Source organism: Bacteroides sp. 43_46 (assembly GCF_001915455.1).
Taxonomy (GTDB): domain Bacteria; phylum Bacteroidota; class Bacteroidia; order Bacteroidales; family Bacteroidaceae; genus Bacteroides; species Bacteroides caccae.
The window spans coordinates 1-22,983 of sequence record NZ_MNQN01000142.1 but is presented as its reverse complement, the minus strand read 5'-3'; the positions used below and the strand labels follow the sequence as shown (position 1 = coordinate 22,983).

Below are 22,983 nucleotides of genomic sequence, written 5' to 3'. Positions count from 1 at the left end.
CATCCGCTTTTTAACGTTCTTTTTCTAGTCGTCCCGTTTCAGGTCTGCGAAATAAGTATCGAGTAGGCTCTTTGCGGCTATAAATGATGTCAGATTTCCTTGCAACACTTGCTGTTCCTTTTCCAGAAGCATGGCTTCAATCTTCGGATTATGATAGAAACTGTCACGAAGTTGTTCGTTGATCGTTTCATACATCCAGTATTTACTTTGCTCGTTACGACGATATTCAAAATAACCGTTGGTCTTCACAAAGTCAATATATTCATAAATCATATCCCATATCTCCTTCACTCCGATATTATAAAAACCGGAATAGGTCAACACTTGGGGAGTCCATCCCGATTCGGGAGCAGGGAAAAGATGCAAAGCGTTACGAAATTGAGTAGCAGCCAGTTTTGCACGTTCCAGATTATCCCCATCGGCCTTGTTGATCACAATGCCGTCGGCCATTTCCATAATACCGCGCTTAATGCCTTGCAACTCGTCTCCTGTACCTGCCAACTGAATCAGCAGGAAGAAATCTACCATAGAATGAACAGCCGTTTCACTCTGTCCCACCCCGACGGTTTCCACAAAAATCTTATCGAATCCGGCAGCCTCGCAGAGTACAATCGTCTCACGCGTTTTGCGTGCCACTCCTCCCAACGAACCTGCCGAGGGGCTAGGGCGGATAAATGACTTCGGATGTACGGAAAGCTGTTCCATACGCGTCTTATCTCCTAAGATACTGCCTTTACTACGTTCGCTACTGGGGTCGATAGCCAACACAGCCAGCTTTCCTCCTTTTTCAAGCACGTGCAAACCGAATACATCTATCGAAGTACTCTTTCCCGCGCCGGGAACTCCGCTGATACCTATACGGACAGAATTTCCGGAATGAGGCAGGCATTTCTCTATCACCTCTTGTGCTACGACCTGATGTTCCGGTTTCACACTTTCCACTAATGTCACAGCCTGGCTCAAAATAGTAATGTCGCCTTTCACAATCCCCTCAACAAACTCCGCCACCGAAAGCTGACGCTTTTTCGGCTTACGTTTCAGGTAAGGATTTACAGACGAAGGCTGCTCGATGCCTTTGTTGACAGCAAGCCCTTTGTATTCTCCACTATTTTCAGGATGTTCCATAGCCATAGAATTTAGCGTTTGATATTGATTTCAACTTTGGGATTCAACGGGTCGTTTGTAATCATAAGAATGCGTAAATGATGCTTCTTATTACCGACGTCACGTTTACGAATCGTCACTTTCAGTTTCGTCATTCCGTCCGGCGGCAGCACGGTCTTTTTCAGACTAACGCCCACAGAAGAATTAAACACCTGCAACTTACTGATTACTAACGGAGTCTTTCCGGCATTAGCAATCAAGATATTGTAGCTGGCTTTCTTTTTCTTTATCAATGGTACACTGAGGTCTATATTTGTTTCCGAGATACGGATAGCCGGCGCGTCCAACGAATCTTTCGCCGTCATCCGCGAGAAATCGGGAAGTAGAATAGCCGAAACGGGAATTTCATTATCCTCACTGACCTTATCACCGGCAAAACGGGAGAGATAGACGGAAGTCTGTGTCAATCCGTAATCATTCAGTTGGCTGGCGTCCAGCGTCAGTTTGACAGTTCCTTTCTTTCCTTTGAGCAGCACTTTAGGTTCCGCCTCCATTTTCAGGTAAGGAGGAAGATGCATCAGTACCGGTTCATAAGGACGGTCGGAAAGGTTGGCAATGCTGAACGTCATAGTTGGTTGCTGTCCGCGATATACATCGGGGAAGGCAAATTCATCCCGGTCGATACGGATATTACCGATAGCGAAAGGATGAGTCTTCGTATAATCCTTTATTTCCTGCACCACTTCACCCGTAAACTTCAGATAAACCAGATTCGGAGTAGCATTGCTATAAATACCGACCGACTTCTCGAAACGTCCCAATGCTTTGGCATCAAATGAAGCCTTTACAATACCTTTCGCTCCGGGAGCAATCGGTTCTTTTGTCCAGTCGGCCACGGCACAGGCACAAGAAGTGGTGACGTTGGTCAGCACCAAAGGCTGATTTCCGGTATTGGTAATGGTATACTCCACTGTCACCGGACGTTTCCATTCTATTTGTCCGAAGTTGTGCGTCTCCTTATTAGAAGAAATACGAGGTTGGGCGACAGCTGCCAAAGTGACAATAAGCAGAAAAAATATAGATAGTAAACTACGTTTCATGTGATATATTTTATTTTGGTGTACAAATGTAGGAGTTTTAGATGAGATATGAAACGTATTGAAAGGATTATTAACGGTGAACGTTTACCGTTCACCGTTAATAAGTTAATTATTTCACTTCTACCGTCATTGAAGCCGAATGAGAAGCATATTCCGGCGCATAGGCACATTGCATGGTTGCCAGCCCCATTTCGTAAGTTCCCGCACGACTGACACGGTAACTATATTCCAGTACATAAACTCCCTTCCCCAAGTGATCGAAGAAGAAATTGGTAGAAGCATCTTTAATGTCCACATAATAGCCGATTCCGTTATTCCAGCGATAACCGGAGACACTGCCGATCGGCTCGAAACAAGCGCCACGCTGATCTTTCAACTGTACAAAGTCCATTGCACGGTCTACACGGATACTCAAACGGGAAACAACCTTATCACCTACCTGAAGCACCGTCTTTGCCGTGACCGGTTGCAGCTGAGGGGTATCATTCACCGTACGTTCCACATATAATTGTTTCTGTACATTTAACTCACCTCCCTGTTGCTTCACATCCTTGATCGGCGATTCATATTCTGCATAAACAGCTCCCCAGGCAATCCCCGGATTTCTCTTTTCCACTTCAATCTTGCGGGCATCCATGACATTCTTCTGTGTAAACGAACGTTTGATATATCCCAGTCCCGGCACCGTAGTCTTGCTCGGACTCACCGTTTCCAGTACTTCATTGGCAATCACAATCCGTACATCGCCCTGATTGTCAAGCAAATTAGTACCTTTCATCAACAGTGCATACACCGCATCTGCCGTAGTTACAGGGGAATCCCATTGTTGCGTCTGCTTCTGTTTCAACAGCCAGAGTTTCATTTCTTCCACCGTTTCGCTGTTTCCGCCGATCAATTCCAAAGCTTCCATAACGTCTACATGAGCCTGCATCCTCATTCCTCCCCACGCATAAGGATTCTCGTTGAAAGCGAAGAACATCCCCTGTTCGTCCGTCTTTATCAGATGTTCTTTCAGAGAAGCAACAAATTCCTGCGCTTCTTTCTTTTGTCCGGCTTTATCGAGCACGATAGCAGCAATCGCCTTCGCATTCATTGAAGCTGTCGGAAGCAACTCTTTCACTTTAGAAAGATAATAAGCATACGCAGCTTTATTGGCAGCAGGAACCTGTCCGCCGGAAATAGCGACAATATACAGATATTGCAGGATAGAGCCCGACACTCCTGTGAACTTCACTCCTTCTTTCTGTGCTTTAAGAATATTTTTGTATTCTTCCAAAGCTGATTGGTGAAGATAAGTCAACGCCTTTTCCTGTAAAGCAAGTGCTGGTCCGTCCAACTTCTCACCGGTCAGCAGAGCAAGGCGGGCATTCAATTCGGCAATATAGGCCGTGACATAACCGCTGCCGTTCATTCCTTTATACCATGACCAGGCACCGTTGGAATTTTGCAATTCCTGCAATCTGGTCAGTGCAGCGATATTATTGTTACGGATATTATTCAAGTCGAACAGTGTAGCGATACGCTCTTTCTGCTGTTCTTCAGTCTGTGCTTCGAGTACCCATGGAGATTCGGACAACAGAATATTCTTCACTTCCTGATTCTTTTGCAAGTTGCTCAAGAAGGTTTCCTTCGTACCGCCCTGAAGTCTCCAGCTATCAAACACAGCCTTGATGCGTGGCTGACTGTTCATTATATACGAAGCCAATGTATTCGCATAGTAGGCGGTAGCCCATGAAATAGCGTTATTATTGACCGGAAGGCTCAAAGAAGGCAATGCCTGAATAGCATACCAAGCAGGATTTCCGGTAAATTCAATCGTCAGTTTACGGTCTGTTGCCGTTTTACTATGCCGGTTGAACAAACTGTCGAGCGAGAAGGTGCGAGTTTCTTCTCCACGTATAGGCATGGGCAGTGTCTCTACCAAATGTTCCTTGTTGCTGAGTACCGGAACCAATTGTTGCTCTCCGTCGCTAAATGTGCCGCTATCGGCTATCATCCGACAACCCAATACCTCGTATTTATCACTGACGGTAAACATGAAGTTCACGCCAATTGTCTTGCCTGCCTCAACGGAGAACTTCTGTTTCTGTGTGTCGACAACCTTCTCCGTCACCGGATCGAAAAGAATCATGCTTACTGTTCCTGCTTGCGGCTTGCCAGTCATGTTAGAGACAGAGGCAGCAATAGAGGTCTTATCGCCCACACGCACGAAACGTGGCAGATTCGGGGTCAGCATAAATTCTTTACTGGTAGTAGCTTCTCCGTCCAGCGTTCCCATTAACATTCCCTTGGTGTGAGCATATCCACGGAAATTCCAACGTGTCAGACTTTCGGGCATAGTGAAAGAGAAAGAAACCTCTCCCTGCTCATTGGTACGGAGTTGGGGATAGAAGAAAGCAGTCTCGGCAAGATTTGTACGCAAGCCGGCAGGAGCTTCAGGAAGCGCTTCTTCTCCGGAAGCGACATCGGCCTTTCCTGCTGCCATTGGCACTAACTCCGATTCAAACATTGTATCCGCAGCATCTTCGGAAACTAGCGCCGATGCATATCTCACCGCATTGCTCCGGCTTACAACGCTGCCTGTCACCGACATTTTCTTTTGCACTGCATATCCTCTGACCACTACTCCATCAGCTATGGATTCTGACATCGCATATGCATTTCTTATATCAGGCTGCATAGCGAATCTGTCATACAACATTGCAGGTACTTTGAGAGACTTACGATCCCACCAATAATTGTAGGAGTTATTTCCAACATATCCGTTCATCCAATCGGAATAAGGAAGCAGTTGCTGGTAGTAAACCCGGAAATCCTGCCGGCGGTTCCAGATTTTATCAAGTGAGGCATCATACATCGTCGCCAACATTTCGGCATGAGCAGCCTGTCCCTGCGGTGTCTTGATTGTCAGTTTCCATTCCTCTTTCTGTCCGGGACGCAATTTATCACGGAATACGTCCCACTTCATCACCAATGTCTTGTCTGGCAAACGTTTTCTCGCCTGAACCCGTTCCTGATAAACCTGTCCGTCCCTCACCATACAGAAGTTCACGAAGATACCGTTACCGTAACTTTCCTGATACGGATATTGAAAACGAACAATCGTATCGGACAGATTCAGTGCCTTGCTTTCCAGCAGTTTATCACCGCAAAATACATTCATCATTATATAGGTATCCTTTTCCGAAGTTCCGAAATAGAATACCGCCGGATGAGCAGTGTCAAATTCCGTATTCTCTGCATAGAACCACACGGCGGACTGAACAGGCGGACGTTTGTCGTCAGAAGAGAAAAGAATCGTATTTGCTTCCGCCGTCACTTCTTTTCCCTGGTTATCTTTCACCGTTGCCTTCAGCACATACGGCCCGGAAGAAAATTTCCCCCAATTGAAGGTCATTTCCTTATTAGAAGTAAATGTTCCGGTTGCAACCGGTTTCTCGTCCAGTTGCTTGTAATCCTTATCTTTCGCCGGATATAAAGAGTATGTACCTTTCACTTCCACAGGCTGTCCGTTCAGATTCTGTGCTTCAAACACAATGTTGAACGGCCTATCCTTGTAAATCTTTTCTTTCAACTCCGTCTGCAAAATCAATGAACGCTGTCCTGCCGAAATCATCTCCGTAGACGACTGTGTTTCACCTGCCGCATTGGTAACAGTCGCTTCAACAGAATAACGATAATATATTTTATCATTATTCTTATAATCTGCACTTTCTTCCAGGCGAACCGGGATCGTAAATTCTCCGTTCCCGTCGGCAGTCACTTCACCCGAAGCAATCTGTACAGCCTCCGAAATCCTCCAGAAACTGCGAACAGAACGCTTCACCGTATACTTCACCGGAAGGTCCTGAAGCATCACACCGCTATAAGACTGTATCTTGCCTTTTACCTGCACTTCATCTCCGAGTCGGTAACTTTCCGTTTGCTTTTCAAACGTAATATCGAATGTCGGACGTTTATAATCCTCCACACGGATATTCGTTCTACTTTCTCCCGCCGTCAAAGAAAACATTCCGTTCAGACAGGCCGAAGGTAATGCGAAATCGGTGGTAAACGAACCGAATTCATTGGTACGTACCGACTTACGCCCCACTTCCTGATTATTTGTGTCCAACAAAGTTACAGTATAATCTTTACCGGGAAGCACATTGGCTGTATCCGATTTCTGCATATAAGCAATACCTTTCACATACACTGTCTGACCGGGACGGTACAAGGAACGGTCGGTCAATAACGTCATACTTTCCGTCGCTTCATCCTCATCATCGTAATAACCGTAGCTTCCGCCGTAAATACTTCGTTTCGGCATGGCTGTATCCACGCCTTTCGAAGCTTTCAAATATCTGTATTCGGATTTCCAGGGGAACACCACTTTTCCTTCTTCTCCCGTCGTAAACTCCTGCAACACTTTTTCGTCATTACTATACAATATTATCTTTGCGTTGGGTACAGGATGCCCGGTTTGAGCATCCAAGGCCGCCACTTCATACTGTTGCCCCGGCAAACGGCACGTCAACACTTTGAAGCGGGTCACGTTAAACTCACTTTCACTATCCCGCTTGGCACGAATATCAGGAACAATACGCATGACGTAAGCTCCCACTTCCGGGGACTTGAAAGTGAACACCGTGTCCTGCGTCCGATAATCTTCCGGACGAAGAACCGAATAATGCTGTTCCTTCACCAACTTCTTCGCTTTATTAAAAAGGCGTACCGTAAAACCGTCCAGATTCTTATGCGAAGCTCTCAGTTTAATTTCTTCGCCGGGAAAAGCCTGGCTGATCACATTGACATTCAAATAAGGAGATAGAATCTCCTGCCTCAGATTCTTCAAAGCATTAATCCTATGGTAAGACGGATAAAGTCCGATTGCCTCGTCACACAGTTTCAAGGCACTTACCGGCTGGTCTTTTTCAATTGCAAACTGAGCTTGCGCCAAATAAACTTCAGCACATATCGGTTCCGATTTGAATTTGCTTTTCAGTTCATTCAATGCAGCCAAATAAGGATCTTGCGTCAGTCCTATCAACCCGTTTTTAGCCTGGAAGGAACGGAACGCCTGATCCGCCATGCGTCGCCACTGCAAATAGTTGAGCAGTGCCAACACGTATCCTTCGTTCAGACCGGCTGCCTGATAGGCGGAAATCATATTTCCATAGATAGATATAATATCCTGTTTTACCGGATCCGAAGAAATATCGCCCGGTAATGTTCCGCTACTAAGTCTTTCTATCCGGTTCAAGGATTCTATGCCACGGGAAGCCAACAAATGATACATATCATGGTGATAATATTCACTAGTCTCCCCTAATTCCACAAAAGGAATATAATCGCGTGAGGACGTTTTGAGCAGCAGCACAGAGTCCGCCAGAGCCTCTTTCACATTTGTCCGCACTTTCTCTACGAATATATTTGCTGTCCATTCGCGTAGATCTGCGGAAGGAGCTTCCTCCACGATTTCCGTCCTTCTCCGGAGCTCCCATTGGTTATTGGCTGCATAATCAGCATAGATTCCCGCTATCAATGAGTGCAATATAGCACGGTCCATAGGCTGTTTAGTTTGTTTCGCCCATTGTTCCAGCCCGGTCAGACCGACATAAAAACTGTCGGGAGTCACTATTTCCTGATATTTCATCCTCCACATATATGCCTTCAGCATCTGGGCGGAATTCTTTTCTTTTTCTCCCTTCCGGTAAATCTCGTCAGTCAATTTTATTACTGTTTTAGGCAAACTCTTTTTTCCTGCCTGTTCTACTTCTTTCCATAATTTGTCGAAACTCTGTGCCTGCACTGCCGGAATCACTCCCAACCATAACAGCACCACCATACAAATCTGCCTTATTTTCATAATCTTTCTAGTTTAAGTTCGCTATAAGTCTCACTGTATAAATAACAAAGTAAAGAAATAAAGTTTAAACAATCATCTTTTTTTGAATAAATATAATAGATTTGCACAATCATAACAGATATAACAACCACAATGATTGTGATCATAAAACAGAGTTATCGCCGTTAATCCTCTCCTAACAAATTGTTTATGATATATATCTGTCACCTGTCACGAAACACGACCTAACCAAATGATTATGAGCAACTAAAGATGTGACAGCAACAAGTGACAGCAGCAAGTGACGGCAATAATGCTGTCACCTGGAATTGGATTGAACATGAAAAACTGACACTACGCCTTAACACTGTTGGTTTCGCGGCTCGAAACCCTGGTTCCATACGCTGGAAACTTCAGTTTCAGTTACTTGAAACCATAGTTTCTAACTGATGAAACTTTAGTTTCAAGCAAAGGAAACTAACTCGGACGGTAACTGTTTTGTCGTACACAACCTTCTTCTATCGAAAAAAACAGTGAATACAATATCCGGGACTTATAAGAAGCAAAAAAAGTGGGGATAACGCTTTCAATAACGTATCCCCACTGCAAACTTAGCTAATGTTCTCTCTCTCATTTTTCAATTCTGTACCCCCATGCAAGCATTTCGTTACGACCTACTTCACTGAGGATTTTTCTAACTAAAGAACTTATTTTCTTCATAATCTTTAAACTTTTAAATTACTAATACTTGAAAACTAAAAAATTAAGCTTCCTCGTTCGGGCGAATATTAATTGTTGAATATCCCCAAACATGTACGTCGGCTTCGCCGATCTTTCTAAACAATCTTTCTAACCTTTTCATTTTGTTATCCTCTTATTTACATGTTATACAACACAAAAATACAGCCTTTGTTTATACATTGTACCCCAAAAAGGAAGAATTTTATGTTTTATAGCATATTTATTGATTTGCATCAATTAATTTATTTGTTATGAAGTAAAATCGTAATATTTAAGGCAGCAAATATGACAAAAAGGCACGGATGACATTTCATCCGTGCCTTTTTCTATAAGAGACCTATTATATAATAGGAAAGAATAGCATTTATTTCATTGGAGTCTGTTCCAAAGTTGCAACGAGGAAGTCATAGAACTTCTGTACAGTAGGAATCAATGCTCTTTCGTCCGGTGAATGTGGTGAGCGCAAGGTAGGACCGAAGGAAATCATATCCAATCCCGGAATAATGGCACCGATAATACCGCATTCCAAACCTGCATGAATCACCTTCACCGCAGGTTCCACGCCAAACTGCTGCTTATATGACGCTTTCATCGCGTGCAAAATCGGAGAATTCACATCGGGCTGCCAACCGGAATAACCTCCTGTCATCTCTACCTTCATACCTGCCATAGAGAAACAAGACTCAAGACTGGTAGTGAGATATTCCTTCATACTATCGCTGGAGCTACGAGCCAAAATTTTAATTTCCGCTTTTCCACCGGCAATTGTTATAATAGCAAGGTTGGAAGAAGTCTCTACCGTATCGGGAACGGTCGGAATCATACGGGTCACACCATTCTGACAAGCAAAAATAGCATCAATCAGATTGTCCTGAATTTCTTCGGGCACTTGACCTGCCGGAACTTCCACACGTTCTGCCGTGAAACTGATCGGAGTCTCAATCGTCGAATATTCTTCATTGAACAGGTCTTCGCAATATTTCACCAAGCCCAACAATTCTTCTTCATTCTCAGCTGGAATGGTAACAACCGCGTGTGCCTCCCGTGGAATGGCATTACGCATATTGCCGCCTTCCCAACTTGCCAGGCGTGCTTCGTAACTGGCAACTGCCTCGCGGATAAAGCGAACCAGCAATTTGTTGGCATTGGCACGCCCTTCATTGATTTCCAATCCGGAATGCCCACCACGCAAGCCTTTCAACGTAACCTTAACAGCGATATCGCCTTCTTCGGGAGCTACCTCCTTATATTCCAGTGTAGCAGTGACATCCATACCGCCTGCACAACCGATATACAACTCGCCTTCATCTTCCGAATCGAGATTCAGAAGGATTTCTCCGTTCACTGTCCCCGGCTTCAGACCGAACGCGCCGTACATACCGGTTTCTTCGTCTTTGGTAATCAGTGCTTCCAGCGGACCATGTTTCAAATCTTTCGCTTCAAGCACAGCCATAATAGCAGCCACGCCAAGCCCGTTATCTGCTCCCAGCGTAGTTCCTTTGGCCTTTACCCAGTCGCCATCTATATAAGTTTCAATAGGATCTTTTTCAAAATCGTGCACCGTATCGTTATTCTTCTGCGGAACCATGTCCATGTGTGCCTGAAGAATCACACCTTTCCGGTTTTCCATTCCCGGAGTTGCCGGTTTACGGATAATTACGTTACCTACTTCGTCTACAAAAGATTCCAGTCCCAAGCCTTTTCCGAAGTTAATCAGAAATTCTGTTACTTTTTCCATGTATCCCGACGGACGGGGAATCTGTGTCAACGAATAAAAATGCTTCCATACGTTTTGTGGAGCTAAAGAAAGAATAGTACTCATAACAAATCTATTTTTATAGTGATTACTTTCGCTGTCTATTGGTCAACGACAAAGCCGCCAAACCATATACGCCCAACAAAACTACTAAAAAGGTTTGAATCCCGTGCACAATCAGAGCAAATATTCCGGCATCTGTTTCATTTACTCCATAAAGCATCATCATCGAAATGACCGCAAAATGCCATGGACCCGCTCCGTTCGGCGTAGGCACAATCACTGCAAAAGTACCGCCTACAAACATAACCAGCGCCGCCAGGATGCTCAGATGAGCAGTAAAAGCGAAGCAATAGAACGTAAAATAGAAGTGAAAAAAATAACATCCCCAAATAGCCAATGTATAAAAGCTAAAGAGAGGTATATTGCGCACTCCTTTCAATGACATCACACCTTCCCAAATATTGAGCACAAAACCTTTCACTCTTTCATAAAAGAACAACGTCTTCCGTAAATAATAAAGAAGCATTCCCACTCCGATAAAACAGAACAGGACGATATAGAACCACACGGAAGTCAGCAGATGCAGGAGCGAAGGTATCTTGGTTCCAGTCTGCTGAAGAAAAGTAACAAATATCGGCAGCTGAAGCAACACCGTGACGCCTGTTATCAGAAGAATTGTCAATGTATCGACCAGCCGTTCTGTAACAACCGTTCCGAGCGACTTGGCAAAAGAAACATTATCATATTTGGCCAGCACGCCGCAACGGCTCACTTCCCCGACCCTGGGAACTATCAGACTCGCGGCATACGATATGAAAATAGCATTCACACAATCACTCCTTTTCGGGAAAGCTTCCAACGGCTCCAACATCTGCTTCCACCGCCAGCCGCGAAACACCTGTGCGAGCACCCCAAATAATAACGAAAAGAACATCCACCACCAGTTCGTACCGTGCAGCAACACCTCACCCACCTTTGTAAAATCAAAGTTGTGATATACCCAAAATAGAATAAAGCCGCCCAAAACAATCGGTAATATCAGTTTCAGCGTCTTCTTTAATAGTTTCTTCATGCTTAATTCTTCATTAGCTTCGCTGACACATCTATTTATTTTTTTTAAATAGTGGTACGTTCTTCATTTAAAAGAATTACCTTTGTCGGCTGCAAAAGTAATTATTTAGTTGGTAAATGAAATTAGTAAAGCCTAAAAAGTTTCTCGGACAGCACTTTCTGAAAGATTTGAAAGTGGCGCAAGATATTGCCGATACGGTCGACACCTTCCCCGAACTGCCTATTTTGGAGGTAGGACCGGGCATGGGAGTATTGACCCAGTTCCTGGTGAAAAAAGAACGGCCGGTGAAAGTCGTGGAAGTGGACTATGAATCGGTAGCTTATCTCCGCGAAGCTTATCCGTCGCTGGAAGATCATATCATCGAGGACGACTTCCTGAAAATGAATCTCCACCGGCTGTTCGACGGCAAGCCTTTCGTACTGACAGGTAATTACCCGTATAATATCTCCAGTCAGATATTCTTTAAAATGTTGGATAACAAGGATATTATCCCCTGTTGTACGGGCATGATCCAAAAGGAAGTAGCCGAACGTATTGCCGCCGGACCGGGCAGCAAAACTTACGGTATCCTCAGCGTATTGATACAGGCATGGTATAAGGTAGAATATCTGTTCACCGTCAGCGAACACGTATTCAACCCGCCGCCCAAAGTAAAAAGCGCCGTTATCCGCATGACACGCAATGATACGCAGGAGCTTGGCTGCGACGAAAAGTTGTTCAAGCAGGTTGTGAAAACGACTTTTAATCAACGGCGCAAAACGTTGCGCAACTCTATTAAGCCGATTCTGGGAAAAGAGTGTCCGCTCACAGAAGACACATTATTCAATAAACGCCCGGAACAGCTATCGGTAGAAGAATTTATCGATCTGACCAATAAAGTGGAAATAGCGCTGAAAGAGATGAACCTTCAGCCGTAAGTTGTAATTCGTAATTTGTAATTGACAAGCAGATGAACGAGGAATACATTGACAACGTTAAACACCTGATTGAGCAAAAAGACGCCGACCAGGTAAAAGAGCTTCTCGCCGACCTACACCCGGCCGACATCGCCGAATTGTGCAACGATCTGAACCCGGAAGAAGCCAAGTTCGTCTATCGACTACTCAATAACGAAACCGCCGCCGACGTACTCGTCGAAATGGATGAGGACGCCCGTAAGGAACTTCTCGATATGCTTCCTTCCGAAACAATCGCCAAGCGGTTTGTGGACTACATGGATACGGACGACGCCGTAGACCTGATGCGTGAACTGGACGAGGACAAACAGGAAGAGATTCTTTCGCACATCGAGGACATCGAACAAGCCGGAGACATCGTCGATTTGTTGAAATATGACGAAAATACGGCCGGTGGTTTAATGGGTACGGAAATGGTGCTTGTCAATGAGAACTGGAGTATGCCCGAATGCCTGAAAGAGATGCGCCAACAGGCGGAAGAACTGGACGAGATTTATTATGTATATGTCATCGACGACGATGAACGCCTGCGAGGTATATTCCCGCTCAAAAAGATGATAACGTCTCCTTCCGTATCCAAGGTAAAACACGTGATGCAGAAAGACCCGATTTCAGTACACGTGGATACGCCGATAGACGAGGTGGTGCAAGCGATCGAGAAGTATGACTTGGTGGCTATCCCCGTGATCGACAGTATCGGCCGGCTTGTCGGACAGATTACCGTTGACGATGTCATGGACGAAGTCCGTGAACAATCGGAACGTGACTATCAGTTGGCTTCCGGTCTTTCGCAGGATGTAGAAACGGATGATAATGTTCTCCGCCAGACAACGGCACGCCTTCCGTGGCTACTGATCGGCATGATCGGCGGAATCGGCAACTCGATGATATTGGGAAATTTCGATTCGACCTTTGCCGCTCATCCTGAAATGGCTTTATACATCCCGTTGATCGGTGGTACGGGCGGAAATGTCGGAACGCAATCGTCAGCTATCGTCGTACAGGGCCTCGCCAACAGTTCGCTGGATGCCAAAAATACATTCAAACAAGTGACAAAAGAAGCGGTGGTGGCCCTAATCAATGCTACTATCATTTCCCTGCTGGTATATACATATAATTTCATACGGTTCGGTGCAACAGCAACAGTCACCTACTCCGTATCTATCAGTTTGTTTGCCGTAGTGATGTTTGCCTCTATTTTCGGTACGCTGGTCCCCATGACTCTCGAAAAACTTAAAATAGACCCCGCCATTGCAACGGGACCATTTATAGCTATTACAAACGACATTATCGGCATGATGCTCTACATGGGAATCACCGTTTTATTATCATAAAATCAGAATAAACGAAAAAAAATAAGCAAAATAGTATGAAGTAATCGTTTTATTTCATTAATTTGTGACCCAAAACTAATATACAATGATGGACGCTCATGACACTAATCAGCCCTTGAACCAAGGGGAATTAGAAGAAGAAAAGAAAACAGTCGAGGTTTCTGAAGCCATTACAGAAACTCCGTCTGAAGAAACGACTGCCGAAGTTCAACCTGAAGCAGCTCCTAAACCTGCCACAAAGGAAGACGTACTAAACCGATTGAAAGAGCTTGCACAAGACGCAGAGAATGCGAACAAGCAGGAAATAGACAATCTGAAACAATCATTCTACAAGCTACATAATGCCGAACTGGAAGCTGCTAAAAAACAGTTTACCGACAACGGCGGCGCCGAAGAAGATTTCGTTCCCGAAGAAGACCCGGTGGAAGTGGAATTTAAACGCCTAATGGGGGTAATCAAAGAAAAACGAAGCAAACTTGTAGCCGAGCAGGAACGTCAGAAAGAAGAAAACCTTCAAGTCAAACTTTCCATTATCGAAGAACTGAAAGAATTGGTAGAATCGGGTGACGATGCCAACAAGTCTTACACGGAATTCAAAAAGCTCCAACAGCAATGGAATGAGACGAAGTTGGTTCCGCAAGGCAAAGTAAACGAACTTTGGAAGAATTATCAATTATACGTAGAGAAATTCTACGATCTATTAAAGTTAAACAACGAATTCCGCGAATATGATTTCAAGAAGAATCTGGAAATAAAGACGCATCTTTGCGAGGCTGCCGAAAAGCTGGCTGATGAAGAGGATGTGGTTTCTGCTTTCCACCAACTCCAGAAGTTGCATCAGGAATTCCGTGATACGGGTCCGGTAGCGAAAGAGTTGCGCGACGAGATTTGGAATCGTTTCAAAGCAGCTTCTACGGCTGTAAATCGCCGTCACCAGCTACATTTTGAAACGCTGAAAGAAGCGGAACAACATAATCTGGACCAAAAGACCGTTATCTGCGAAATCGTAGAAGCGATAGAGTTCGATGAACTGAAAACATTCTCAGCTTGGGAAAACAAGACACAAGAAGTCATTGCCCTGCAAAACAAATGGAAAACTATCGGTTTTGCTCCCCAAAAGATGAACGTGAAGATATTCGAACGTTTCCGCCGTGCCTGCGACGACTTCTTCAAGAAAAAAGGAGAATTCTTCAAGAGCTTAAAAGAAGGCATGAACGAGAATTTGGAAAAGAAAAAAGCGCTTTGCGAAAAAGCGGAAGCCTTAAAAGACAGTACAGACTGGAAAGCAACTGCCGATACCCTGACGAAACTCCAAAAAGAGTGGAAGACAATCGGACCGGTAGCCAAGAAACATTCGGACGCTGTTTGGAAACGTTTTATCACGGCTTGTGACTATTTCTTTGAACAGAAAAACAAGGCTACTTCTTCACAACGCTCTATCGAAGTAGAAAACATGGAGAAGAAAAAGGCATTGATCGAAAAGTTGTCGTCCATAGACGAAAACATGGATATCGAGGAAGCCAGCACACTGGTACGGGATCTGATGAAAGAATGGAATTCTATCGGTCATGTACCATTCAAAGAAAAAGATAAGTTGTACAAGCAATATCATGGATTGATCGACCAGTTGTTCGACCGTTTCAACATTAGCGCTTCGAACAAGAAGTTAAGTAACTTCCGGTCAAACATCAACAATATACAAGGTGGCGGACCACAATCTCTATACAGAGAACGCGAAAAGCTGGTACGTACTTACGAGAGTATGAAGAATGAACTCCAGACTTACGAAAATAACCTGGGTTTCCTGACTTCCACCTCAAAGAAAGGCAGCAGCCTGTTAACCGAGTTGAACCGTAAGGTAGAAAAGCTGAAAGCAGATTTGGAACTTGTATCACAGAAGATTAAAGTAATAGACGAATCTATAAAAGCAGAAGAATAATCTTTTTGTAAAGAAAGTTGCTACTGAAAATATAAAACAGGCTTTATGTTCGTTGAACAATAAAGCCTGTTCTTCTTTATTATTAAATGATAGCATTTGACGCCTTCAAAAACTGTCACCGAATTAGTCTACATTATCTTTAAATTTCAAGCGGGCAAAAAATGATAAAACCCCGCAAGAACTAATTCTTAGCAGGGTTTATTCTAATTAACCATTGTTTTTTGTTGGGCTACCTGGATTCGAACCAGGAATGACAGGACCAGAATCTGTAGTGTTACCATTACACCATAGCCCAATTATTTTCGTTTGCGGGTGCAAAGATACAAATATTTTGGGAATTCAAAACATTTCCACTATTTTTTTTGCAAAAATCCCCAAATTAACTTTTCAAATAAAAGCATCTCCACTAAAAAACACAAAAATTAAGTGATAACTTTCTTGTATCCAATAAATCAGCGTATATTTGTCAAAAATATCACGTTTATAATCAGAAACAAAGGGGAAGCCTTTTTTGTTATAAACCAAAAGAGAACATGAATTATTAATCTCAATTAAAAGAATGAACGATACTAAAGTATTAATTGAAAAAATAAAAGAGGGAATTCAAGAGAAAAAAGGTAAAAACATCATTATTGCCGATTTAACCAATATAGAAGATACTATCTGTAAATACTTCGTTATTTGTCAGGGAAATTCTCCCAGTCAGGTTGGTGCTATCGTAGATTCTATCAAAGAATTTACCCGTAAAGGTGCGGACAGCAAACCTTTTGCCGTTGACGGACTTCGAAATGCAGAATGGGTAGCTATGGACTATGCGGACGTACTGGTACATGTTTTTCTACCGGAAACAAGAGCCTTTTATAATCTGGAACACCTTTGGGCAGATGCCAAACTTATTCAAATCCCCGATTTAGACTAATCAACGATTATGGACAATAATAGTAGCAACAAAAACAATAGCAATAAACCTAACAACAAGGTTAATATGCCCAAGTTCAACTTGAACTGGATGTATATGATTATTGCCCTTATGCTTCTCGGCCTCTGGTGGGGCAGTGATTCAAGGGGAGCCGGAAACAAAGCTGTCACATACAGCGAATTTCAGGATTACGTTAAAAACGGTTATGTCAGCAAAGTGCTGGGATATGAGGACAAGTCGATTGAGGCTTATCTCAAACCTAATTCCGTAGGTGCCGTATTCGGAGCGGACTCTACCAAAGTAGGGCGCAACCCGATCATCACAAGTAGGGCGCCGTCTACTGACAAACTGGAAGAATTTTTGCAGGCAGAAAAAGAAGCCGGTCATTTTGACGGGACCTCGGATTATCCGCCTAAATCAGATATATTCCCTGCTATCCTGATTCAGGTCCTGCCGCTTGTGCTGCTGATTGCTTTATGGATATTCTTCATGCGCCGTATGAGTGGCGGTGGTAGTGGAGGTCCTGGCGGTGTGTTTAATGTAGGTAAATCAAAAGCCCAACTTTTCGAAAAAGGAGGGGCGATCAAGATTACATTCAAAGATGTAGCCGGCCTGGCGGAAGCCAAACAGGAAGTAGAAGAAATTGTGGAGTTCTTGAAAGAACCTCAAAAATATACAGACTTGGGAGGTAAAATTCCTAAGGGAGCATTACTGGTAGGCCCTCCGGGGACCGGTAAAACATTACTCGCCAAAGCTGTGGCCGGTGAAGCTAATGTACCTTTCTTCTCGCTGGCAGGTTCTGACTTTGTGGAAATGTTTGTCGGCGTAGGTGCTTCCCGTGTCCGCGACTTGTTTAAGCAAGCCAAAGAGAAAGCTCCTTGTATCGTATTTATTGACGAGATTGACGCCGTTGGACGTGCCCGTGGCAAGAATCCTGCAATGGGAGGAAATGACGAACGCGAGAATACATTGAACCAGTTATTGACTGAAATGGACGGTTTCGGTTCCAATAGTGGTGTAATCATCCTGGCCGCGACCAACCGTGTAGATGTACTCGACAAGGCTTTACTCCGTGCCGGACGTTTTGACCGTCAGATACATGTAGACTTGCCCGACCTGAATGAACGTAAAGAAGTATTCGGTGTGCATTTGCGCCCGATCAAGATAGATGATACTGTAGATGTGGACCTTCTTGCCCGCCAAACTCCGGGGTTCTCCGGTGCGGACATTGCCAATGTTTGTAATGAAGCGGCCCTGATTGCAGCCCGTCACGGCAAGAAGTTCGTTGGAAAACAAGACTTCCTCGACGCCGTAGACCGCATCATCGGCGGTTTGGAAAAGAAGACAAAGATTACAACAGAAGCAGAAAGACGTTCTATCGCTCTGCATGAAGCGGGACACGCTTCGATCTCCTGGCTGCTGGAATATGCAAACCCGTTGATTAAAGTGACAATTGTTCCTCGCGGACGTGCATTGGGTGCTGCCTGGTATTTGCCGGAGGAACGCCAGATCACAACTAAAGAGCAAATGCTCGATGAAATGTGTGCCACTCTAGGAGGACGCGCTGCCGAAGATTTATTTCTCAATCGTATCTCCACAGGTGCTATGAACGACTTGGAAAGAGTCACCAAACAAGCATACGGAATGATAGCTTATTTAGGTATGAGCGACAAACTGCCTAACTTATGCTATTATAACAATGAAGAATATTCTTTCAATCGTCCATATAGTGAAAAGACAGCCGAACTGATTGATACGGAAGTCAAAAATATGGTGAATGAGCAATATGAACGTGCAAAAAAAATTCTGTCCGAACATCGGGAAGGACACAACCAGCTCGCTCAATTACTAATTGATAAGGAAGTAATCTTTGCCGAAGATGTTGAACGTATCTTTGGAAAACGCCCTTGGGCTTCCCGCTCAGAAGAAATCATGGCTGCCAAAGAAAGTCAGGAAGCTGCCGAAGCGGAAAAGAGACTGGCCGAAGAGGTAAAAGAGAAGGAGAAAGAAATCAAGGAAGAAGAAGCTGAAAACTCTACAGAGGAGAAAGAGGCAACCGAAGCTAAGATTACCGTGGAAGGTAAAGTTTCCATAGAAAAAAAGGTGATCTCGGCGGAAGGTGGAAAGAAAACAACTTAAAACGCAAATATTTTGGCTAGCAATTTTATCAAACGGGCTATTACAGGTGTGCTTTTCGTCGCCATTCTGGTGGGATGCATCCTTTACACATCATTCAGTTTCGGTATACTGTTCATAATCATTAGCGCCTTGACTATTTATGAGTTTGGACAACTAGTAAATATGCGTGCTGACGGAGTAAACGTAAATAAAACGATTATCATGCTGGGAGGAGCTTATCTCTTCCTTGCAGTAATGGGCTTCTGTATTGATGCAGCTGATTCCAAGATCTTTATTCCTTACGTACTGCTACTGCTCTACTTAATGATTAGCGAGTTATACCTGAAAAAGGAAAATCCGGTGCTGAACTGGGCATATTCTATGCTTAGCCAGCTATACATCGGTCTGCCATTCGCACTACTGAACGTACTTGCTTTCCACAATGATCCCAGTTCGGAATACAGCAGTGTTAGCTACAACCCGATTTTGCCGTTATCTATCTTCATCTTCCTTTGGTTGAGTGACACAGGTGCATATTGCATCGGTTCGCTGATCGGAAAGCATCGTTTGTTCGAACGTATTTCTCCTAAGAAATCGTGGGAAGGCTCTATCGGCGGAGGTATCGTTGCTATTGGTTCTTCCTTTATACTGGCACATTATTTTCCGTTCATGTCGATGTGGCAATGGGCAGGATTGGCGCTGGTAGTTGTAGTGTTCGGAACTTGGGGTGACTTGACAGAATCATTGCTAAAACGCCAACTTCACGTAAAAGATTCCGGTACAATTCTTCCGGGACACGGAGGCATGCTTGATCGGTTCGACAGTTCATTAATGGCTATACCGGCAGCAGTAGTCTATCTTTATGCTCTCACTTGGGTTTAAATCTGTATATTCAGAATAGAGATAAAAAATAAAGGTTGGGAAACTTTCTTTGCGAAAATTATCCCGACCTTTTTTTACACACAGTTACATAGGTTAGGTTATTTATCTGATTACAGATGTAGCATGTACATCTTTAGCTTTCTCCGGCACACCGACCGGATGTTCCAAGTCAAGTACTACCACTACTCCTTCTCCATTTTCTTCAGAGTTAATCGTTACCTTAAAACCTTTCATCGTAGTTTCACCTTCTTTGGGTGTCGGGTAGAACTTTTCCAAATTATAGGAAACTCGTCCCCACCCCCAATAGTCTGTTACATCATCATACGTATTATAACGTAACTCCAAATGAACATAGCCGTCTTCACCGATGCTTAAAGTTTCCGGAGTTTCGGGTTCACCCGGCTCAGTTGCTATCTTATTCTCCACGAGACTGATGCGATGTTTTTCACTGCGAGGCAAATTCTGGCGGAAGATAATGTTCAGAAACTTTCCTCCCAGCCACATATCACCCTGATAAATCAAAATAGGATCATTTCCAAATTCTTCTTCATTTTCAGCAGTCATTTCCTCAACTTCCTTAGTCAACACTTCCTGAATACCTTCCATTTTCACCTGAACACCTTTTTCATCACTCATGTCAGCCAAAGGATTGAAAAAGGATACCACACGTTCACCATCCACAGGTTTGAACCAAGGTATAGAAGTAGCAACCGGATCGATGATTCCCCAACGGTCACCTACCAAATAATAACCTCCTCCACCGGTAGTCCGGACCGTAGCCCAGTCCCAACTGAAATCTCCGATAGAATATCCATCATCATCATCACATGATTGCAACATTGGCATTAGTGCCAGTACTAACATACCTAAAAGCCACTTAAATTTTTTCATATCTGTTCCTTTCTTTTTTAGTCTTCTGCTTAATAAATAAAAAAGCCGTGCAATTACTGCATCGGCTTTACGTTTATTCAGAAAAAGAAAGTTATTTTTTCAACAGCTTCACTATTCCATGAGCTGCATGACAGGGAGCACCGGCAGGTCCCAACCGTTCCGCCACATAATCATATCCAGTAAGCATTTCCTTCTTATACACTTCATTTTCAAGAAGATTAGCCAGTTCACACTGCATATTCTTTACCGTCATGGTATCAGCAACCAACTCTTTAACAACCTCACAGTCGGCAATCAGATTAACCAATGAAATATATTTCACAGTCAGAATGTGACGTCGTAGGAACGAAATAACTTTTCCAATCGGAGTATGATAGCAAACCACCTGAGGAACACGAAACAAAGCTGTTTCGAGAGTAGCCGTTCCCGATGTCACCAAAGCCGCATCTGCATGCTGTAAAATGCGGTATGTCTGTCCGAATATAATTTTTACGTTCGCCTGCCCCACATACTTTTCATAATATTCCGGGGTAATGCCGGGCGCACCGGCTAATACCAGTTGATAATCCGGGAAAGCAGAAGCAGCTTTCAGCATATCAGGCAAATTATCCTTGATTTCTTGCTTCCGACTACCTGCCAGCAAAGCAATAACCGGTTTATTCTCCAACTGGTTTGCTGCAATAAACGCAGCAAAGTCTTTCGGGTTCATTTCCTGATAAGCAGCCACTTCGTCCACGGTAGGGTTTCCTACATAGTGAATGGGATACTGATGCTTCCCTTCAAAAAACTCAACTTCAAAAGGAAGTATAGAGAACAATTCGTCTACATCACGTTTGATATTCTTGATGCGATACTCCTTCCATGCCCATATCTTAGGAGATATATAATAGTAGACCGGTATTTGTGTCTTTGCATGAACAAATTTGGCAATATCAAGGTTGAACCCCGGATAATCCACCAAAATTACGACATCCGGATTCCAAGCAACAATGTCTTCTTTGCAACGTTTCATATTTGCAAAGATAGTGCGCAAATGAAGCAATACAGGAATAAATCCCATATATGCCAGCTCTTTATAATGCTTCACCATTTTGCCGCCAACAGCAGCCATTAGGTCGCCCCCGAAAAAGCGAAAATCGGCTTGCGGATCTGCCGTTTTCAAGGCACTCATCAAGTGGGAAGCGTGCAAGTCACCGGAAGCCTCACCAACAATCAGATAATACTTCATGATAGTTGAAGGTTCTTAATTGAACCACTTATTAAGCTCGTCCATAAAACCATAAGCCGTCACGTCAACAGTAGTCGGGGTGATAGCTACATAGCCGTTAACCAACGCCCAATGATCGTTTTTCTCATTTTCCGGTTCATGATCGGTAAATTCACCGGTTAACCAAAAATAATTTGTATCATTCAAACGGGGACAAGGAGTCCATTCCCCGGTCCAACGTCCCTTTGCCTGTTCACAAATCCTTATTCCTTTGATATCGGCAGTATTCGGGAAGTTCACATTCAAACAAGTTAAAGGAGGAAGTCCTTTCTCCAATATCATAGCAGATATCTTGCGTACATAGAGTCCCGTAGCTTCAAAATCCGCATCATGGTCATGGTTACAAAGCGAAAAGCCAATAGAAGGAATACCATTCAGACAACCTTCAACCACCACTCCCATAGTACCGGAATAATGCATATTAGTTGCCGAATTATCTCCATGATTAATGCCTCCGACCACAAGATCCGGTTCTCGGTCGAGAACGGTATTGCGCGCCAGCTTGATGCAGTCGGTAGGCGTTCCCGTACACTTATAGACTGTTAATCCGACTTCTTTCTTGACCAGTTGATAATGAACAGGCTGCGTCACCGTCAGCGCACATCCGCTACCGGAACGCGGAGAGTCAGGAGCCATGACCACAATGTCCCCAAGAGGACGAAGAAATCTCACTAATTCATTAATACCCTTGGCCATAACCCCATCGTCATTGGAAACGAGTATCAACGGCTTCTTATTTTCCATATATTCAATCCTTTCCTTTTTAATATTCGCACAAAAGTAACAAAAAGAAGCCGTACCTCCAAACCCTCTTTCCTCCAGATGAAAAAGTATCTTCCTTCCCTGTTTCTACCCGTTTACAAATCTTAATCTTCTGCAAGCGAGCAAAAAAAGAAATAAATATCCAATATAAATATGTATATTTGCAAGCTCATAAAGAGAAAGGTAGATGATGAACCTGTCGAAGTTTGGTATCTGTTTCGTCCGACAGTTATTAACAAAACAGGTGACTTATCAACAGAAATTGCAAAGTTTCTCTTTTTTCGTAGGCGCTCTAAGGATTTATCACTTATT

At 43.8% G+C, this 22,983-nt stretch carries 14 protein-coding genes and 1 tRNA gene; 6 read left to right on the top strand and 9 right to left on the bottom strand.

The features are described 5' to 3' along the window. Nucleotides 1-24: 24 nt before the first annotated feature. From meaB to BHV72_RS18410, 5 genes are all read right to left on the bottom strand, one after another. Nucleotides 25-1,125, bottom strand: a complete 1,101-nt coding sequence (gene meaB / locus BHV72_RS18430; protein ID WP_005679881.1) for a methylmalonyl Co-A mutase-associated GTPase MeaB — start codon at nucleotides 1,123-1,125, stop codon at nucleotides 25-27. Nucleotides 1,126-1,136: 11 nt separating this feature from the next. After that, complete coding sequence (locus BHV72_RS18425) at nucleotides 1,137-2,204, bottom strand: DUF1573 domain-containing protein (RefSeq protein ID WP_022041715.1); 1,068 nt, start codon at nucleotides 2,202-2,204, stop codon at nucleotides 1,137-1,139. 109 nt (nucleotides 2,205-2,313) lie between these two features. Beyond that, a complete protein-coding gene (locus tag BHV72_RS18420) occupies nucleotides 2,314-8,052 on the bottom strand; it encodes an alpha-2-macroglobulin family protein (RefSeq protein ID WP_286857391.1) in 5,739 nt (1,912 codons plus the stop codon). Nucleotides 8,053-9,136: 1,084 nt separating this feature from the next. After that, nucleotides 9,137-10,594 carry an aminoacyl-histidine dipeptidase gene (locus tag BHV72_RS18415; protein WP_286857388.1) on the bottom strand — a complete coding sequence of 486 codons (1,458 nt, stop codon included), beginning with the start codon at nucleotides 10,592-10,594 and terminating at the stop codon, nucleotides 9,137-9,139. Nucleotides 10,595-10,616: 22 nt separating this feature from the next. Beyond that, nucleotides 10,617-11,603: a lysylphosphatidylglycerol synthase transmembrane domain-containing protein gene (locus BHV72_RS18410; RefSeq protein ID WP_005677177.1), complete on the bottom strand. Its 987-nt coding sequence runs from the start codon at nucleotides 11,601-11,603 to the stop codon at nucleotides 10,617-10,619. Between the two features lie 116 nt (nucleotides 11,604-11,719). On the opposite strand from BHV72_RS18410, the gene rsmA reads away from it, so the two are divergent. The 3 genes from rsmA (at nucleotide 11,720) to BHV72_RS18395 (ending at nucleotide 15,832) form a co-directional block, all read left to right on the top strand. Beyond that, nucleotides 11,720-12,520 carry a 16S rRNA (adenine(1518)-N(6)/adenine(1519)-N(6))-dimethyltransferase RsmA gene (gene rsmA, locus BHV72_RS18405; RefSeq protein WP_055172237.1) on the top strand — a complete coding sequence of 267 codons (801 nt, stop codon included), beginning with the start codon at nucleotides 11,720-11,722 and terminating at the stop codon, nucleotides 12,518-12,520. Nucleotides 12,521-12,552: 32 nt separating this feature from the next. After that, nucleotides 12,553-13,893, top strand: a complete 1,341-nt coding sequence (gene mgtE, locus BHV72_RS18400; RefSeq protein ID WP_005677175.1) for a magnesium transporter — start codon at nucleotides 12,553-12,555, stop codon at nucleotides 13,891-13,893. 85 nt (nucleotides 13,894-13,978) lie between these two features. Further along, nucleotides 13,979-15,832, top strand: a complete 1,854-nt coding sequence (locus BHV72_RS18395; protein ID WP_022041711.1) for a DUF349 domain-containing protein — start codon at nucleotides 13,979-13,981, stop codon at nucleotides 15,830-15,832. A gap of 224 nt (nucleotides 15,833-16,056) precedes the next feature. Here the strand turns inward: BHV72_RS18395 and BHV72_RS18390 are convergent. Then, a tRNA-Gln gene (locus tag BHV72_RS18390) sits at nucleotides 16,057-16,127 on the bottom strand. A gap of 264 nt (nucleotides 16,128-16,391) precedes the next feature. Between BHV72_RS18390 and rsfS the strand changes: the two genes are divergently transcribed. From rsfS to BHV72_RS18375, 3 genes are read left to right on the top strand one after another with little or no spacing between them, the layout of a single operon-like run. Then, entirely contained in the window at nucleotides 16,392-16,751 is a 360-nt protein-coding gene (gene rsfS / locus BHV72_RS18385) for a ribosome silencing factor (RefSeq protein ID WP_005677172.1), read from the top strand. A gap of 9 nt (nucleotides 16,752-16,760) precedes the next feature. Then, nucleotides 16,761-18,890 (top strand): ATP-dependent zinc metalloprotease FtsH, encoded by a 2,130-nt coding sequence (gene ftsH, locus BHV72_RS18380; protein ID WP_005677170.1) that lies wholly within the window; start codon nucleotides 16,761-16,763, stop codon nucleotides 18,888-18,890. 12 nt (nucleotides 18,891-18,902) lie between these two features. Further along, nucleotides 18,903-19,751 carry a phosphatidate cytidylyltransferase gene (locus BHV72_RS18375; RefSeq protein WP_122294822.1) on the top strand — a complete coding sequence of 283 codons (849 nt, stop codon included), beginning with the start codon at nucleotides 18,903-18,905 and terminating at the stop codon, nucleotides 19,749-19,751. A gap of 102 nt (nucleotides 19,752-19,853) precedes the next feature. On the opposite strand, the gene BHV72_RS18370 is transcribed toward BHV72_RS18375, so the two are convergent. The 3 genes from BHV72_RS18370 to surE all read right to left on the bottom strand — a co-directional run bounded on the left by BHV72_RS18370 (nucleotide 19,854) and on the right by surE (nucleotide 22,653). After that, a complete protein-coding gene (locus BHV72_RS18370; RefSeq protein ID WP_005677167.1) occupies nucleotides 19,854-20,642 on the bottom strand; it encodes a NigD1/NigD2 family lipoprotein in 789 nt (262 codons plus the stop codon). Nucleotides 20,643-20,733: 91 nt separating this feature from the next. Continuing rightward, a complete protein-coding gene (gene lpxB, locus BHV72_RS18365; RefSeq protein ID WP_122264614.1) occupies nucleotides 20,734-21,870 on the bottom strand; it encodes a lipid-A-disaccharide synthase in 1,137 nt (378 codons plus the stop codon). Nucleotides 21,871-21,885: 15 nt separating this feature from the next. Beyond that, nucleotides 21,886-22,653, bottom strand: a complete 768-nt coding sequence (surE, locus tag BHV72_RS18360; protein ID WP_005677165.1) for a 5'/3'-nucleotidase SurE — start codon at nucleotides 22,651-22,653, stop codon at nucleotides 21,886-21,888. Nucleotides 22,654-22,983 lie beyond the last annotated feature (330 nt).